This window comes from Chroococcidiopsis sp. TS-821, assembly GCF_002939305.1.
Classification (GTDB): domain Bacteria; phylum Cyanobacteriota; class Cyanobacteriia; order Cyanobacteriales; family Chroococcidiopsidaceae; genus Chroogloeocystis.
On sequence record NZ_MVDI01000002.1, the window covers coordinates 50,209 to 65,991 of the forward strand.

A 15,783-nucleotide genomic window follows, 5' to 3' on the forward strand; every position below is an offset into this window, starting at 1 on the left:
TACACAATTTGCGTTATCTATCATAGGAGTGCATTAATGAGTTCATTGACTCGACCTTTGGCTGTTGTCACTGGTGCTTCTAATGGCATTGGTTATGAGCTTGCCAAGCAGTTTGCCCAAAATGGTTTCGATCTGCTTGTCACAGCTACAGGAGAAAGTATCAATGAAGCGGCGCAAGCCTTTGAAAAGCTGGGTGCTAAAGTCGAGACAGTTCAAGCCGATCTTGCTACCTATGAGGGTGTTGAGACGCTTTACAGCCAAATTCAGGCAACGGGACGACCTGTGGAAGCGATCGCAATTAACGCAGGTGTTGGTGTTGGTGGTGATTTTGCCCGCGAAACTGATTTGCAAGACGAACTTAATTTGATTAACCTCAATGTTGTATCATCTGTTCATCTTGCTAAACGCGTAGTGAAAGATATGGTAGAGCGTGGCAAAGGAAGAATTTTGTTCACCTCATCAATCGCAGCGCTGATGCCTGGACCATTTGAGGCAGTTTATGCGGCATCAAAAGCGTTTGTACATTCGTTTGCTGAGGGATTGCGCAACGAGCTAAAAGACACGGGCGTTACCGTAACTTCTCTTATGCCAGGACCAACTGATACTAACTTTTTCCATCGCGCTGGCATGGACGACACTAAAGCAGGTGCGAGCAAAAAGGACGATCCGGCTGAAGTTGCCAAGCAAGGATTTGAAGCACTGATGGCTGGCAAAGATTCTGTTATTGCAGGTTCGCTAATGACTAAGATTCAAGGCAATGTCAGTAAGATCTTACCGGATACTATCGGGGCTGAGCAGCACCGCCAACTAACCGAGCCTGGTTCTGCATCTTAATGTGAGATTCCTGAACAGCTTTTTAAAAGTTAGAGCTACGCAATACTGATAAAGGGCGGAGGTTTTCCGCCCATTACCTTTTAATATGTATTCTTATGCACCCAAATATAATGCTATTTACGTAATTACACGTAGATAGGCTTTATTTGTCTAGCAATGAATTCATTTTGCAACTTGAGTCGGACGATCGATCTTTAATCGCCAAAAGCATCTTTGATACTATCAATAGTGCGCTCAACTGCATTTTTGGTGTTGTCTACTGCTTTTTGAGTCCGTGCTGCGTCTTCTTCTGCTCTTTTCTCAATACGAGCCGCGTCGCGCTTAGCTTTGCGTTCAACGAAATTACCATCGCCATCGGTTGCTTCTTCGACACGCTTAGCATTTTTCTTTGCTGTTTCCTCAACGCGGTTTGCTGTATCGCGAATGAAGCCCTTAGCACTTCCAGCGTCTTCTTGCACTTTATTTTGTGCTCGATCTCCGAGATCGGCTGCGATTAAGGTTGCATGAGGAGCCGCGATCGCATCAGTATTTAAGACACCCTGCCAAACAAAGGCGATCGCAGCGAGAAATACCACTGTTACGATTGTGCGTCCGACTGCGGCAAGCCGTTTTGTGAAGTGACTTAGTTTCATAGAATACAATTCCATTAAATTTGGCATCCTAAGTTTTACTTCATTTGGCTCATCGCCTAAATCGCGCTCTAGATAGAGGTTTTCTTATGATAGGTTGTTAAGTAAATTCACTCTTTTGATAGACCAAGAGTATTACAAATAACAAGTTAATTCAGTAGACCTCTAGCAAAAGTCGAAAAATTGCGAACGTCATTCCCAGCGAAATGTAATGTAGCGCAGAATCTCGCGAGATGTTTTGCAACGCTCAACAGACAGTTCAAGTACTTATGCAAGAATTCTAGTAACGATAAACAGCTTTATCAACATAGATTACAGATTTTTGAGCAGCACAACACGGAGAATACTACAACATGGATGTTAAAGCAGCAGTTGCTTTTGAAGCTGATAAACCATTGTCGATTGAAACAGTACAACTCGAAGGACCCAAAGCCGGCGAAGTTTTAGTCGAAATTAAAGCGACTGGAGTGTGTCATACAGATGCTTTTACGCTTTCTGGTGCCGACCCAGAAGGATTATTCCCAGCAATTTTGGGGCATGAAGGCGCGGGTGTTGTTGTTGAGGTGGGTGCAGGAGTAACCAGTCTCAAGCCAGGCGATCGCGTTATTCCGCTTTATACTCCAGAATGTCGCCAGTGCGAATATTGTCTCAGTCGCAAAACAAATCTTTGTCAAGCTATCCGCTCAACGCAAGGGCGTGGCGTAATGCCAGATGGAACAAGCCGCTTTTCGCTTGATGGCACGATGCTCCACCACTACATGGGAACCTCCACTTTCGCTAATTATACAGTTTTACCAGAAATTGCGGTAGCTAAAATTCGCGAAGATGCTCCCTTTGATAAAGTATGTTACATCGGTTGTGGGGTTACAACTGGTATTGGGGCGGTGATTTACACTGCCAAAGTTGAGCCAGGGGCAAAAGTCATCGTCTTTGGATTAGGCGGCATTGGTTTAAATGTGATTCAAGGCGCTCGTATGGTAGGAGCCGAAATGATTGTCGGCGTGGATATTAATCCCAATAAGCGAGCGTTAGCTGAAAAATTTGGGATGACGCACTTTGTTAATCCGAAAGAAGTTGAAGGTGATTTAGTACCCTATTTGGTCGATCTCACGAAAGGTGGTGCTGATTATACTTTTGAATGCATTGGCAACGTGAATGTCATGCGTCAAGCATTAGAATGCTGTCACAAAGGCTGGGGTGTCAGCGTGATTATTGGCGTTGCTGCTGCTGGGCAAGAAATTTGCACTCGTCCTTTTCAATTAGTCACGGGACGTGTTTGGAAAGGTTCGGCATTTGGTGGTGCTAGAGGACGTACCGATGTTCCTAAAATTGTCGATTGGTATATGGAAGGCAAAATCAATATTGACGATCTGATTACGCACACCATGCCATTAGAACGGATTAACGACGCGTTTGATTTAATGCACAAAGGTGAATCGATCCGCAGTGTCGTCACGTTTTAGAAGCTAAAGAATTAGGAGGAGTGTTTGTTATTCCTCCTAAATTGTTAATTTTTTAATGGTGGTAAGGTAGCCAGGTATGTTGTATGCGTGGTTCACATACGATCGCGCGCAGCATTTGTTGAGTAAAGGGTGATGGGCAATACATAATTCTTGCCAGTGACCCGTTACCGATCGCTATTAAATTATTTAGTCTCAACTCAATTGTAAGACGCGTGTGTGTCGAACCTGAAAAAGTTAACTTGAGTTAATTGTATTGTTTGCTGTTCTTGATTAACACAACCTTGGGACTTGTGTTAAAGTGTCAATTACAGATTACATTCGGTTGTGCAGTTTGTTGTTTTCATATCACAGAACTCTCTCCGAATCTAATTCTCTACATCTATGATTCTGGAGACTTTTATGTCGATTTATGTTGGTAATCTATCTTACCAGGTAGAACAAGAGGATCTCAAGCAAGTATTTCTCGAATATGGAGACGTTAAGAGCGTACAACTACCTACAGACCGCGAAACAGGTCGCGTAAGAGGCTTTGCTTTTGTTGAAATGGGAACAGAAGCCGAAGAAGCTGCGGCGATCGAAGCCCTCGATGGTGCTGAGTGGATGGGGCGCAACCTGAAAGTAAATAAAGCTAAACCTAGAGAGGATAGATCTTCTGGTGGTGGAAGACGAGGAAATGGTGGTGGTGGATACTCGCGCCGCTACTAAGCTTTGCGCTAAACAAACTTTACTCTAAAGTCTTTGGGGCAGATAAAGAGTCTGCCTTTTTTGTTATCCATTGGAAGCGAGAATGACCCAGATAATTCTAGGTGAAAACGAAGGCATTGACTCAGCCTTGCGTCGTTTTAAACGACAAGTATCGAAAGCAGGGATTTTCCCAGATATGCGGAAAAACCGTCACTTTGAGACACCAATTGAAAAACGCAAGCGCAAAGAACTTACCAAGCACAAGCAACGCAAACATGGGAAGCGCCGCTAAAGCGCGATCGCCGCTTAGTCTAAAATCAGATCGACGCTTATCTCAATCTGTTCGACATGGCTGCATCGCTCAAACTGACAAGTGAATATCGCTGTTTTGATGGTACTGTCGGCTTTTATCGCCATCAGTCGGAAACTTGTAACATTGAAATGCGTTTTGCTGTGTACCAACCGCCGCAAGCAAAGTCGCAACGAGTTCCAGTGTTGTATTTTCTTTCAGGGTTAACTTGCACCGAAGAAAACTTCATCGTCAAAGCAGGGGCGCAGCGTTACGCAGCGGAATGTGGATTAATGTTAGTTGTCCCCGATACTAGCCCTAGAAATACAGGAATTGCAGGCGAAGATGACGATTGGGACTTTGGGACGGGTGCAGGTTTTTATGTTGATGCGACAGAGGTTCCGTGGCGATCGCATTATCAAATGTACAGTTACGTTGTGCGCGAATTACCTGCACTGATTGCGGAGAATTTCTCAATACAACCAGAAAAGCAAGGAATTTTCGGTCATTCTATGGGCGGACATGGGGCGTTAGTATGTGCGTTGCGTAACCCCGATCGATACCAGTCTGTTTCTGCGTTTGCACCAATTGTTGCACCGATGCAGTGTCCTTGGGGTGAAAAAGCTTTGTCGCGTTATTTAGGGAATCGCGCAAGTTGGCGTAGCTACGATGCAACGGAATTAGTACTAAATGCCAACTATCAACGTCCGATACTGATCGATCAAGGAACTGCGGATCAGTTTTTAGTCGAGCAACTCAAGCCAGAATTATTTGCCAGCGCGTGTGCCAAAGTTAATCAACCGGTAAACTTACGGATGCAACCTGGCTATGACCACAGCTATTACTTTATTGCTACTTTTATAGAAGACCACATTCGTCATCATGCTGCTGCACTGTTGAATTAATTCTTCCTACGTTCGTAGGAGTGCGTGTTATGTCCTCTACAGAAGATGAAAAAAAGCCGATCGCGACAAAGCGGAGTAAATTACCATCGAAGTGGATCGTTTGGTTAGGCAAGTTTGTCTGGACAAATCTTTGGCATATAATGATGTCAAAGCTAGCACCACGCGATCGTTCAGGCGCGTACATTCGTCCTAATAGCGAGTTTCGTAACTTTATCAGTGCAGCAGAGGGAAGTTCGTACCCACCTGTCTCAGGACGCTATCAACTTTATGTTGGGTTAGGATGTCCTTGGGCGCATCGAACGCTGGTTGTACGGGCGTTGAAAGGATTGGAAGATGCAATTTCAGTATCCACTGTGTCTCCCTCACCGCTTGAAGGCGGTTGGGTACTTGATAAAGAAGAAAACGGCTGTCGCACCCTAGCGCAAGTGTATCAGCTAGCACAACCAGGATATCGCGGACGTTCTACCGTACCTGTCTTGTGGGATAAACGGACGAAGACAATTGTAAATAACGAGAGTTCTGAAATTATAGTGATGTTGAACTCCGAATTCAATCAATTCGCCAAGCATCCCACACGCGATCTTTACCCCGAACAACTGCGCGAAAAAATTGATTGGTGGAACGAGAAGATTTATCATGCAGTGAATAATGGCGTATACCGTTGTGGTTTTGCCCAAACGCAGGAAGCTTACGAACAAGCTTGCAACGAGTTATTTACTACTTTAGATGAAATTGATATCGCGTTAGCATCAAATCGATATCTATGTGGCGATCGCGTCACCCTTGCAGACGTACGTCTATTTACAACCTTGTTTCGCTTTGATGTTGTTTATTACGGTCTATTTAAGTGTAACCGTCGCCGCATTCAAGATTATCTCCATCTAGGACCTTACTTGCGGGATTTATATCAGTTACCAGGCGTGGCTGAGACGTGTAATTTAGAAGCAGTTAAGCAAGACTACTACGGTAACTTATTTCCACTCAATCCAGGTGGTATTATTCCTTGTGGACCTGAAGTGAATCTTTTAGAACCACACAATCGTGAAAAAGTTGGTCAGAGAAAGGCGATTGGTAACTGGTAATTGGTATTTTTAACGAGCCTACTGCTTTTACATAAGTATTGTCTCATTCACTAACCACTGACACTAAGATGAGATAAGCAGCTGATTAGATAAAGTTTTGCTTCCTGCTCAGTTTAGACTTTTATTTATTGCTTAAATTAATTGCAGTATAGCCTGATACCAAATAATGACACAAACGATTTCAATCAACGACAAGCAGCGTCTGCAACTTGCTCCCTTAGAGATGCCTAATCGCCTGCTATTAGGACCTGGACCATCAAATGCGCATCCTGATGTGTTGCAAGCGATGAATAAAAAGCCTGTAGGACATCTCGACCCTGCATTTTTGGCGCTGATGGACGAAATTCAGTCGCTGCTACGCTATGTGTGGCAAACAGAAAATCCCTTGACGATCGCAGTCAGTGGAACAGGAACTGCGGCGATGGAAGCCACAATCGCAAATTCCGTAGCACCTGGAGATGTTGTTTTAATTGGTGTCAGTGGTTATTTTGGCAATCGCTTGGTCGATATGGCAGGGCGCTACGGCGGTGATGTCCGTACGATAACCAAACCCTGGGGACAAGTTTTCTCCTTAGAAGAATTGCGAACTGCTGTAGAAACCCATCGTCCAGCAATTTTAGCACTCGTGCATGCCGAAACATCTACAGGTGCAAGGCAACCTTTAGAAGGCGTTGGCGAGTTGTGTCGCGAGTTCGATTGTTTATTACTCGTAGATACTGTCACAAGTCTTGGTGGCGTGCCAATTTTCTTAGATGCTTGGGGTGTTGACCTCGCCTATAGTTGTAGCCAGAAAGGTTTAGGATGTCCCCCAGGGGCTTCGCCTTTTACAATGAGTGCGCGGGCAATGGAGAAGTTACAGCAACGCCAAAACAAGGTAGCAAACTGGTATCTCGATATGACCTTGTTGGGTAAGTATTGGGGTCAAGAACGCGTTTATCACCACACAGCGCCGATAAATTTATACTATGCCTTGCGGGAAGCTTTACGTATAGTTGCCGAAGAAGGATTGGCAAACTGTTGGCAGCGCCATCAAAAAAATGTTGAGTACCTCTGGGAAGGATTAGAAGATTTGGGATTAAAGCTACACGTCGAACGCGAGTATCGCCTACCCACTCTCACAACTGTATGTATTCCTGAAGGAGTTGATGGTAAGGCAGTAGCTCGACAATTATTAAATGACCACAATATTGAGATTGGCGGTGGTTTGGGCGAATTAGCTGGTAAAGTTTGGCGTGTAGGATTGATGGGTATAAATAGCCGTAAAGAAAGTGTCGATCGACTTTTAGCAGCGCTGCGGCAAGTATTAACCTGATTTCTGTTACAAATTACGCAGTACCGTAAATTATCTCAATGGCAGCAAGGACGATCAATAAACCTCCTGCATGAAAAGAGTTGCGAAAGTAGACTACACGCAAATCTAGTAGAAATCCCGCTAAACGAACAATCTAGCGGGATTTGTTAGTATTAACTTCTAACAGCCTGAGAAAGCTTAGAGTTGAATGTTACCATTTCTCACTTGCTCAGCCAAAGCGCGAGGAAACGAGTTTTGTACATTCGGGTTAAAAATTCTTGCAAGGCTAGTAGCAAGTCTTCCATAGCTGAATACATTTGCAATCGGAATTCCCTCAGTAGTTTGGATAACAAAGTCACCCGCGGGTAATCGCTCAGCTGTCACCAATTCACTACTAATATCACGTACAGGGGGAGCCTGCTGAGCAACACTATTAAATTGGAGACCCGGTCTACCACCCATAAACCGAAGTAGTCGTCCCGTGTTTTTGTCTAACTGCGTTAGCCAAGCATCGACAGCAGAAGTCGTCGCTCCATTGAGGTTTCCGAGTAAACCATCTGTAAATCCCGTGACATACAACATATTGTTGTTACCAACTGCTACTCCAGCTGGGTAGTCAATATTATTATCGCTACCAAACTGTCGGAACCACCCAATGTTACCATTGGTATCAAAACGTGCTACCCAGGTGTTGAAAGAATAATTTGCCGCTTGTCGTCTGAGCGCTCTAATATCTGTATGCCCGATGAGAAAGATATTATCCTGAGCATCAATTTCCATGTCAGATAAGATCATGCCATCATCACCTGGACCGCCGAATTGCTTAGCCCATACTTGACTTCCGTCAGTTGGGTTTAACTTGAATAGCCAGATATCGCGGGCTCCTCCTCCTAATCGTCTCCTGCGTTGGTTAAGTCTTGGACCAATGTCACCTGTTGTCCATCCTGTGAGGTACACAAAGCCTTGACTGTCAGTATCAATTGCCCAAGCAAACTCTAGTCCAAAGTCTGTGCTACCTATTTGTTGCAGCCACTGCACTTGACCAGCTGAATTGACCTTCACAACCCAAACATCGTATTTTGGCAGAGGTCGGATTGGATCTGATTCTCTGACTAAACCTTGCGTCCATCCTGTAATGTAAGCATTGCCTTGTTGATCGACGGTGACGTCATAGCATTCGTGGAAAAAGGGAGTATTAATCTCAGTAGACCAGAGTTGATTGCCATTGCTATCAAACTTTCTTATCCAGGAATCGTCTTCAACGCTGAAATCGAAGATTTCTCGATTTGGGTTATCCTTAACTGCTAGTCCTGAGACATAAACATTACCTGCTGGATCGACATCGACACCCCAAGCAGTACTGACAAAACCACCAGCATTAAATTGCCTACCCCACAAGCGATTGCCATTGGTATCGTATTTAGCTACCCACGCATCTAACTGTTGTGATTGTTTGGGTGAAAATAAGCTGCCACCTGTTTCTCCGACTACGTAGATATTACCTTGACTATCTGTGGCAATCGCATGGGCACTGTCACCGCTAGAACCACCAAATTGCCTAGCCCATACTTGAGTTCCACTGCTGTTATATTTCGCTAGCCATGCATCAATAGAACCTTGATTTGTGCCAAATAGCGGTCCTGTTGTCGTTCCGGTTATGTAAACATTTCCAGCAGAATCGGTTGCAGCATCAAGACTTAAATCTCTACCTGTTGTTCCTAGTTGGCTAATCTTTCTCCGACGCCCTGGTCTTCCTTGGGGTCTAGTTCCTACGTACTTAAAGTAACTCGCGTTTAAATCTAAAGTGACTTCTGGTCTTGCAATGATGTAACCGAGTACGTCGGGTGCGCCTTGTTGAAGTGAGATAATGGCTTTACCAAAGAAAGGTTGTTGAATTCCTTCAACTCTCAAGTTGTTAACATCGATCAAGCGATAGTCTTGGGGACGACCGTTGAGTTGGATGGAATCTTGAGCAGGATCGAAGTCATAGATAATTGCGTACTCGTTTAAACCTAGGAAATTAGTTGTCAGTAGAGTGGCTGGGTCAGCACTAGCATAATATGGTCGATCGGAATCTCCTAAAACGAACCGATCTTTCCCGACTGAGGGAATATTTCTTTCTAGAATTAGTAACGGATTACCTCCTTGCTGATTATTCTGAATGTTCAGAATAATTTCGTACTCTTGCGGGGTGTTATCGAAGATGTCACCGAACAGAAAATCAACATCTACGTTTTGTCGGCGGGTGACCGGAGGATCGTCGCTGTAAATCGTATCACTTCCAGCACGCCCAAACACGAGTTCAAAATTAGAATAGCCTGCTTGAACTAAATCGCTTGCTGGTGTAAATAGGTAAACAGGAAACGATTCAGCATCGCTTTGAGTTTGTGCTTGTACCTGTGGTAACCAGACATTAAGAACGATCAGTAAACTAAATACAGTACAAGCAGACAAAGCTGAGACAAAATTAACGGTTGCAAGCACCTTTGTTCGCACAAAGCGCAGTTGCCGCATCACATAATTGTTACGGTACTCAACTGCCAAAAATGCTATGAAGCTAAGTCCGTTGACACTCAGTAGCCAAAGCCTAAAAGGCGATCGCCAGACACCATCGATTCCGTGACTTAGTGCATAAGCAAGCGTACCTAAAACAATAATACTAAGAACAATACCTGCCCAATTGCGTTTTTGTCGCCGCTGAGGGATATCTGGCGATACTGTCTTGGCAATTACCCAAAATGCGATCGCCCCGATCGCGACATTGAGTAAAAATAAACTCCGCCATCCCAAAATACTGGCGATGTTTCCACTCCAGTTATAACCAGCCCATAACCCAAAGACTGAGACTCCTAGCCAAAGTGCGAGGAAAAGAACTTTTTGACGCCCTCTAGCACAATGATTAACGATAAAAATTGACGTTGGGATAAAGCCAGCAGCGCCAATTCCTTGTAATATTCGTCCAGCGAGCAAAATTTCCCAGTTTGGTGCGAATCCACATATTAAGGACGCGATCGCAAACAGGAATAGCCCTGTTAGCAATACTCGCTTGCGTCCATACAAATTTGCGATCGTCCCGCCTGTTAATACCAAACTGGCGGCAGTCAAAGTATACGCATTGAGTACCCACTGCGATCGCAATACATTCCAACCTAAACTCGCTTGAACTTTAGGAAGTGCCATCATGACTGTATTGTCAAAATTAGTCATGAATAAAGCACACGCTATAGCAGCCAGTGCCATAACTCGAACACGACCTCGATTCATTACTCTTATTGCCCCTAATGTCAAATTTTTCTAGATGTTGTAGAAGGTGACGCTGCTATGCTTCTACTCATCTCAATAGGTTTAGTGCGAGAAAACAAAAACAATAGCTTAACCAGATGTTTGGTCGTTACAATCCAACATGATATTATTCCCTAACTTGTATAGCAATATACCTTGATGTGATAGGTATAAGGGCGAGCTTTAGCTAGTAAGAATAACAGCCAATAGCAATCGTACAGTATTGATTTTTTTGAAAAATCTCCCTTTGTGTCTTTAAGATTGAGCAATCTTTTGCGGTGTAAAGATAGATTCGAAAACATTTTGCATCCAACAAGAAATACTCATTTATAAGGCAATCTTGCTGGTAGACACTTAAGATTTTTGACAGGCAGCCTACGACTGCTAACTCATACACTGTTCGTTTTTAAGTTACGCAGCCTCTGTTGCTAACCAGCAGTATATTCTCACACTTTGAATTGGAAGTAAATACTTTATTGGCAGGCTGCTCTTTTCAATTAACCTTCAACTTCAATTACCACTAAATCGTCTCTGGGACTACGCTGCAATCAATATCGAGCTTGATATTTCAATAAAAATTGCTCTAGAAATATATTATACATTTATTATACTTATAACTTATTCTAGCTAGAAATTTAAAGACCTAAGTTAGGCTAAAAGCCCATAAAATCATACCTTTATCGCTAAATCAGCTTCAAACTTGATGAAAAAACACAATTTTGTAGTTTTAGCTACATTAGAAATAATTATTGTTTTTGGAGGTTAAATCTTTAACTTACCGTAGTTGTGAAAAATGCTTTTGTCCTGTTTGCTAGTTGGCAGTTTTGTAAGATGCGTTACAGTCATACTAAGCTAGATCTATTAGAAACCTAGCAATTTTCCCCTAATAATTGGTGACAGACTACATCTTGAAATTGCCTACAATATTAGTTTAGTCTGCAATAGAACTTTGATACATTAGGGGTTTGCGCTCGCAAGATTTTTTTATTTTTACCAAAATTTTATGCATTTATGATATATGCTTTTGCCAAATCAACAAAAGTAGTACTATTTAGATCAATTACCTTATTGGAAATATCAAATAAGTTTTTTTTATCAAAATAGAGTGATTAAATGAAGAAAAGTGTAGTATCATCTGTATCGAAGTTGCTGTTCTAAGCAGCTCGCAAATTAAAACCTCTAGTAGGTTGCAAGAAAATTTGCAATTAGGTCGCGACAAAGGGCAATTGGGCAAATATTAGCTGCTGTTTAAAATAATTGTTAGTGTTAAGTATTAAAGAATTGAATAGAAGATACGTCGTACAAAGTTCTAGAAGTGCAAACACGCTGTACCTAATAATCCTTTTATAGTTTTAGTAATAGTCAAAAACGTATAATTACTTTTACTAGAAATGTAAAATAAGGCACAGCTAAAACTGCAGGTGTCTATAAGATGAGAGCAAATTAATTTTAAGAAATTTTGAACAGGGAGAAATAGAAATAGCTTAGAGAATTATCCGTTCTAGGCAAGCAGACAAAGCAGATTGAGATATTTTAGCTAGTAAATAATTGTCTCAACTTAACTCAGGCTAACAGAGTGAAACTGAAGGATTTCAAGTTGGTATAGAACATCAAATCACAATAGTAACAGGGTTGCATGTCATGAATTGTCAAAATCAGGAGATGCCAGCTAGCGATTATTGTTTCTCAACGTTTGTTGAGTTACTTAATTACAGGGCAGAAAGTCAGGCGGAGCAACAATTATACACGTTTTTGAAAAGTGGCGAGACAGAGACTGAAAAACTAACTTACAAAGAGCTACAGATGCAAGCACAAACAATTGCAGCAGCACTGCAAGCTCTAGATATGTTCGGCGAGCGAGCCTTGCTACTTTATCAGCCAGGTTTAGATTTCGTTGCGGCTTTCTTTGGGTGTTTATATGCTGGAGTTGTGGCAGTTCCAGCGTATCCACCTAGAAAAAATCAAAACCTATCGCGATTGCAGGCGATCGCCCAAGATGCTCAAGCTAAAGCTATTCTTACTTCTACATCACTGATAGAGAGTCTGCAAGCTAGCTCAACACAGGAAGGGTTAGGTATATCTGGATTGCATTGGTTAGCGACTGATAGCTTGAGTACAGATTTGGCGCTGACATGGCAACCTCCACAAATTAGCGATCGCACTTTAGCTTTTTTGCAATATACTTCCGGCTCGACAGGCAATCCCAAAGGAGTGATGGTGAGTCATGGCAATCTGCTGGCTAACTCAAGCACAATTTATCAGATGTTTGGGCATTCACCACAAAGTCAAGGCATGATTTGGCTACCACCCTATCACGATATGGGACTCATTGGTGGCATCTTGCAACCACTGTACGGCGGCTTTCCTGTTGTCTTGATGGCTTCTGTAGACTTTCTCCAAAAACCGATGCGTTGGTTGCAGGCGATTTCTCGTTATAAGGCAACAACAAGCGGCGGACCTAATTTCGCTTATGATTTGTGTTTGCGTAAAGTGACACCAGAACACTTAGCCACTCTCGATCTCAGTAGTTGGGAAGTTGCCTTTACTGGGGCTGAACCTGTAAGAGCGGAAACCATCGACAAATTTGCTGCTACTTTTGCTGAGTGTGGATTTCGTAAGGAAGCTTTCTACCCCTGCTATGGAATGGCAGAAACAACACTCATCGTATCTGGGGGTGAGAAAACAGCTTTGCCAGTAACTTATGATGTAGACAAAGTGGCACTAGAGCAGAATCGCGTTAGCAAAGGCGATCGCGGAAGTAGTCAGACTATTGTAGGTTGCGGTCGCAGCCCAAGTTCGCAAACAGTGGCGATCGTTAATCCTGACACGCTAATTCCTTGCACTTCAGAAGAAGTCGGTGAGATCTGGGTATCAGGACCGAGTGTTGCTCAAGGTTACTGGAATCAACCCGAAGAGACGGAGAAAAATTTTCGCGCCAAACTAGCAAATATTCATGAAGGTACATTCCTTCGCACAGGCGACTTGGGCTTTTTGCAAGATGGAGAGCTATTTATTACAGGGCGCATTAAAGATGTCATTATCATTCGCGGGCAAAATCACTACCCGCAAGACATCGAACTAACGGTAGAAAACAGTCACCCAGCGCTGAGAATTGGTTGTGGGGCGGCGTTCGCGATAGACTTTAAAGGTTCTGAACGGCTAGTCATTGTCCATGAAGTAGAACGCAGTTATTTACGGAAGCTCAATGTAGCCGAAGTTGTCGGGAGTATTAGACAAGCTGTCGCAGCACAACACGGGTTAGACGTTTTTGCAACAGCCCTTGTTAAAACTGGTAGCATTCCCAAAACTTCTAGTGGTAAGATTCGCCGCCGCGCTTGTCGAACTGCCTTTTTAGCAGGAAGCTTAGATATTGTAGAAGATTGGAGCGAAAACCCTCAGAACAAAGCTAAATATAGAGACTTGCAAGCTGAGGTTGAGTTGATATTACAGCAGCTCACTTCGGGCAAACAAGTATAGCGATCGCAATCATCTTGGATGATTTTCACATATTTTTGGTGATTGGAGTCACAAAATACATTTTTTTTTAAACTATTCGTGTAATATTTATAAATGTAGGAGGTATATTCAAACTAACTAGTGCCTTTTACTACCAGGGTAAAATATTTCTCAAGAATTATAGACATGCTCATAACCTTCGACATAAACTACTAGGAAGTTTCAAATTCTAGAAAGTTATCCTCACATACAGCAGATCCCCAGGATAACGGAACCCTTTGAAACTTCAGTTAAGTCATAAAACCATTATTAATATTGCAATGATTCTATTGCTTGCAAAAACGGCAAAAAAACCTTGCTCTGTGTGTCTCCCCAAGACTTACAAGAGCATGTTGATTGAGATAGCTAACCCAGGAATACCTCCCAGGCTTCAGTTGCTGAAACCTTAAGAGGACTTCCCAGGTGGTTAACATCACATATCTCAACTAGCTTCCCACAGCTAATTAAGCACGTAACTGTTGCACCTTTGCGACGGGTATGACAACAGAAACGCGAAAGGCTTCACCAAAGCTTCATACATGATGTTTCCCAATGAAAATTATGGCACACAAATCACAACTACGGCAAAAGCTTGAAATTTTGCAACGTTTAGCAAGCGCTAAAAAACGTTGGATATGGCAACAGCCCAATAGAATGGTATTCTTACCAATTTTTTACTTATTACAAATAAAAGTTTTAAAAATTTAGTTTGATTGCAACTAGCTTTCTAATTCAGAACAAGTGCAAGTTCAGAAATGATACTTGCTGAGTTTTGAATAGTTGCTCGGTATTGCTGGCTTAGGTTGACTGTAAGTGACAGGGATAAAAATGTCCCCTAAGTAACATTAGCAAAGACAAAGTAGAGAGAAGCTAATGCAATCACCTTACAAGCAGAAGATCGTAATCGCGAACGATGCTCTCCAACTTGTCTACAAAAGACTAGCTTTAGCGACGTTCCTCATTCCTCTATTAGGAACAATAGCAGCAGTTGTATCAATTTGGTGGTTAGGCATTGGTTGGTTAGAAGCGCGCTTGCTATTAAGCATGTATGCTTTAACAACCTTAGGAATTGAGATTGGCTTTCACCGTTATTTTTCGCACCGAGCATTTCAAACAAGTACTCCTGTACGAGCGATCCTAGCTGTTCTTGGCTCAATGGCTGCGCAAGGAGGTGTCATTTACTGGGTAGCGCATCATCGCCGTCATCACCAGTATACAGATGAGCCTGGAGACCCTCACTCTCCATATCTGCGTGGATTTTGGCACGCACACATAGGTTGGTTGTTTGAGGGACAGATAACAAATACTATGCTCTTTGCCAAAGACTTACTTCGCGATCCTGTGATTGGCAAAATCAATCAACTACATCATGTTTGGGTGTTGTTGGGCTTAGCCATTCCTACCATCGTAGGAGGAATAGTAACGCACACATGGATAGGAGCTTTGCAAGGATTACTCTGGGGAGGATTTGTGCGTCTGTGTTTGGCACAGCAAATCATTTCAAGTACTAACTCAATTTGTCACATGTACGGCGATCGCCCCTTTGAACTCAAAGATCGCAGTACAAATAACATCTGGCTAGCCTTCCTTAGCTGCGGACAGTCTTGGCACAATAACCATCATGCTTTTCCAAATTCAGCAGTTGCTGGGTTGCAATGGTGGCAAATTGACCCGAGTACTTGGGTCATCCGATTGCTAGAAGTCTTTGGCTTAGTTTGGGATGTGAATTGCCCAACGAAAGAGAAGCTCCAGAAAAGAACGACGTAGCTGACAGATAAATCTAAATCAATTTATGAATGCCTTGAGATGAAAAAAAGCTTCTCAAAGGC

The 15,783-nt window shown here is 42.9% G+C and carries 11 protein-coding genes; 9 read left to right on the top strand and 2 right to left on the bottom strand.

Annotation, left to right across the window (positions count from 1 at the left end):
- Positions 1-36: 36 nt before the first annotated feature.
- Entirely contained in the window at positions 37-834 is a 798-nt protein-coding gene (locus tag B1A85_RS07910; protein WP_104546375.1) for an SDR family oxidoreductase, read from the top strand.
- Positions 835-1,028: 194 nt separating this feature from the next.
- Here the strand turns inward: B1A85_RS07910 and B1A85_RS07915 are convergent, their stop codons facing one another.
- Positions 1,029-1,466, bottom strand: coding sequence for a hypothetical protein (locus B1A85_RS07915; RefSeq protein WP_104546824.1), 438 nt, complete (start codon positions 1,464-1,466; stop codon positions 1,029-1,031).
- A 350-nt stretch (positions 1,467-1,816) separates the two neighbouring features.
- On the opposite strand from B1A85_RS07915, the gene B1A85_RS07920 reads away from it, so the two are divergent.
- The 6 genes from B1A85_RS07920 to B1A85_RS07945 all read left to right on the top strand — a co-directional run bounded on the left by B1A85_RS07920 (position 1,817) and on the right by B1A85_RS07945 (position 7,198).
- A complete protein-coding gene (locus B1A85_RS07920) occupies positions 1,817-2,926 on the top strand; it encodes an S-(hydroxymethyl)glutathione dehydrogenase/class III alcohol dehydrogenase (protein ID WP_104546376.1) in 1,110 nt (369 codons plus the stop codon).
- A 399-nt stretch (positions 2,927-3,325) separates the two neighbouring features.
- Positions 3,326-3,631, top strand: coding sequence for an RNA-binding protein (locus B1A85_RS07925; protein ID WP_073549126.1), 306 nt, complete (start codon positions 3,326-3,328; stop codon positions 3,629-3,631).
- A gap of 82 nt (positions 3,632-3,713) precedes the next feature.
- On the top strand, positions 3,714-3,902 hold the full coding sequence (gene rpsU, locus B1A85_RS07930) for a 30S ribosomal protein S21 (RefSeq protein ID WP_104546377.1): 189 nt from the start codon (positions 3,714-3,716) through the stop codon (positions 3,900-3,902).
- Between the two features lie 56 nt (positions 3,903-3,958).
- Positions 3,959-4,804: an S-formylglutathione hydrolase gene (gene fghA, locus B1A85_RS07935; protein WP_104546378.1), complete on the top strand. Its 846-nt coding sequence runs from the start codon at positions 3,959-3,961 to the stop codon at positions 4,802-4,804.
- 29 nt (positions 4,805-4,833) lie between these two features.
- Positions 4,834-5,886 (top strand): glutathione S-transferase family protein, encoded by a 1,053-nt coding sequence (locus B1A85_RS07940; RefSeq protein ID WP_104546379.1) that lies wholly within the window; start codon positions 4,834-4,836, stop codon positions 5,884-5,886.
- Between the two features lie 166 nt (positions 5,887-6,052).
- Positions 6,053-7,198, top strand: a complete 1,146-nt coding sequence (locus tag B1A85_RS07945) for an alanine--glyoxylate aminotransferase family protein (protein WP_104546380.1) — start codon at positions 6,053-6,055, stop codon at positions 7,196-7,198.
- 177 nt (positions 7,199-7,375) lie between these two features.
- Here the strand turns inward: B1A85_RS07945 and B1A85_RS07950 are convergent, their stop codons facing one another.
- Entirely contained in the window at positions 7,376-10,441 is a 3,066-nt protein-coding gene (locus B1A85_RS07950; protein ID WP_104546381.1) for an MFS transporter, read from the bottom strand.
- Between the two features lie 1,659 nt (positions 10,442-12,100).
- On the opposite strand from B1A85_RS07950, the gene B1A85_RS07955 reads away from it, so the two are divergent.
- Together B1A85_RS07955 and B1A85_RS07960 are read left to right on the top strand one after the other, a co-directional pair.
- Positions 12,101-13,936: a fatty acyl-AMP ligase gene (locus B1A85_RS07955; protein ID WP_210404300.1), complete on the top strand. Its 1,836-nt coding sequence runs from the start codon at positions 12,101-12,103 to the stop codon at positions 13,934-13,936.
- Positions 13,937-14,827: 891 nt separating this feature from the next.
- Positions 14,828-15,721: an acyl-CoA desaturase gene (locus B1A85_RS07960; protein ID WP_104546383.1), complete on the top strand. Its 894-nt coding sequence runs from the start codon at positions 14,828-14,830 to the stop codon at positions 15,719-15,721.
- The last annotated feature ends 62 nt before the right edge of the window (positions 15,722-15,783 follow it).

What these genes read in the sequence shown, in the direction of transcription:
- B1A85_RS07915 (WP_104546824.1), bottom strand. Translation starts at nt 1,466, where the DNA reads ATGAAACTAAGTCACTTCACAAAACGGCTTGCCGCAGTCGGACGCACA.
- B1A85_RS07920 (WP_104546376.1), top strand. Translation starts at nt 1,817, where the DNA reads ATGGATGTTAAAGCAGCAGTTGCTTTTGAAGCTGATAAACCATTGTCG.
- B1A85_RS07940 (WP_104546379.1), top strand. Translation starts at nt 4,834, where the DNA reads ATGTCCTCTACAGAAGATGAAAAAAAGCCGATCGCGACAAAGCGGAGT.
- B1A85_RS07945 (WP_104546380.1), top strand. Translation starts at nt 6,053, where the DNA reads ATGACACAAACGATTTCAATCAACGACAAGCAGCGTCTGCAACTTGCT.
- fghA (WP_104546378.1), top strand. Translation starts at nt 3,959, where the DNA reads ATGGCTGCATCGCTCAAACTGACAAGTGAATATCGCTGTTTTGATGGT.
- B1A85_RS07955 (WP_210404300.1), top strand. Translation starts at nt 12,101, where the DNA reads ATGAATTGTCAAAATCAGGAGATGCCAGCTAGCGATTATTGTTTCTCA.
- B1A85_RS07960 (WP_104546383.1), top strand. Translation starts at nt 14,828, where the DNA reads ATGCAATCACCTTACAAGCAGAAGATCGTAATCGCGAACGATGCTCTC.
- B1A85_RS07950 (WP_104546381.1), bottom strand. Translation starts at nt 10,441, where the DNA reads ATGAATCGAGGTCGTGTTCGAGTTATGGCACTGGCTGCTATAGCGTGT.
- B1A85_RS07910 (WP_104546375.1), top strand. Translation starts at nt 37, where the DNA reads ATGAGTTCATTGACTCGACCTTTGGCTGTTGTCACTGGTGCTTCTAAT.
- rpsU (WP_104546377.1), top strand. Translation starts at nt 3,714, where the DNA reads ATGACCCAGATAATTCTAGGTGAAAACGAAGGCATTGACTCAGCCTTG.
- B1A85_RS07925 (WP_073549126.1), top strand. Translation starts at nt 3,326, where the DNA reads ATGTCGATTTATGTTGGTAATCTATCTTACCAGGTAGAACAAGAGGAT.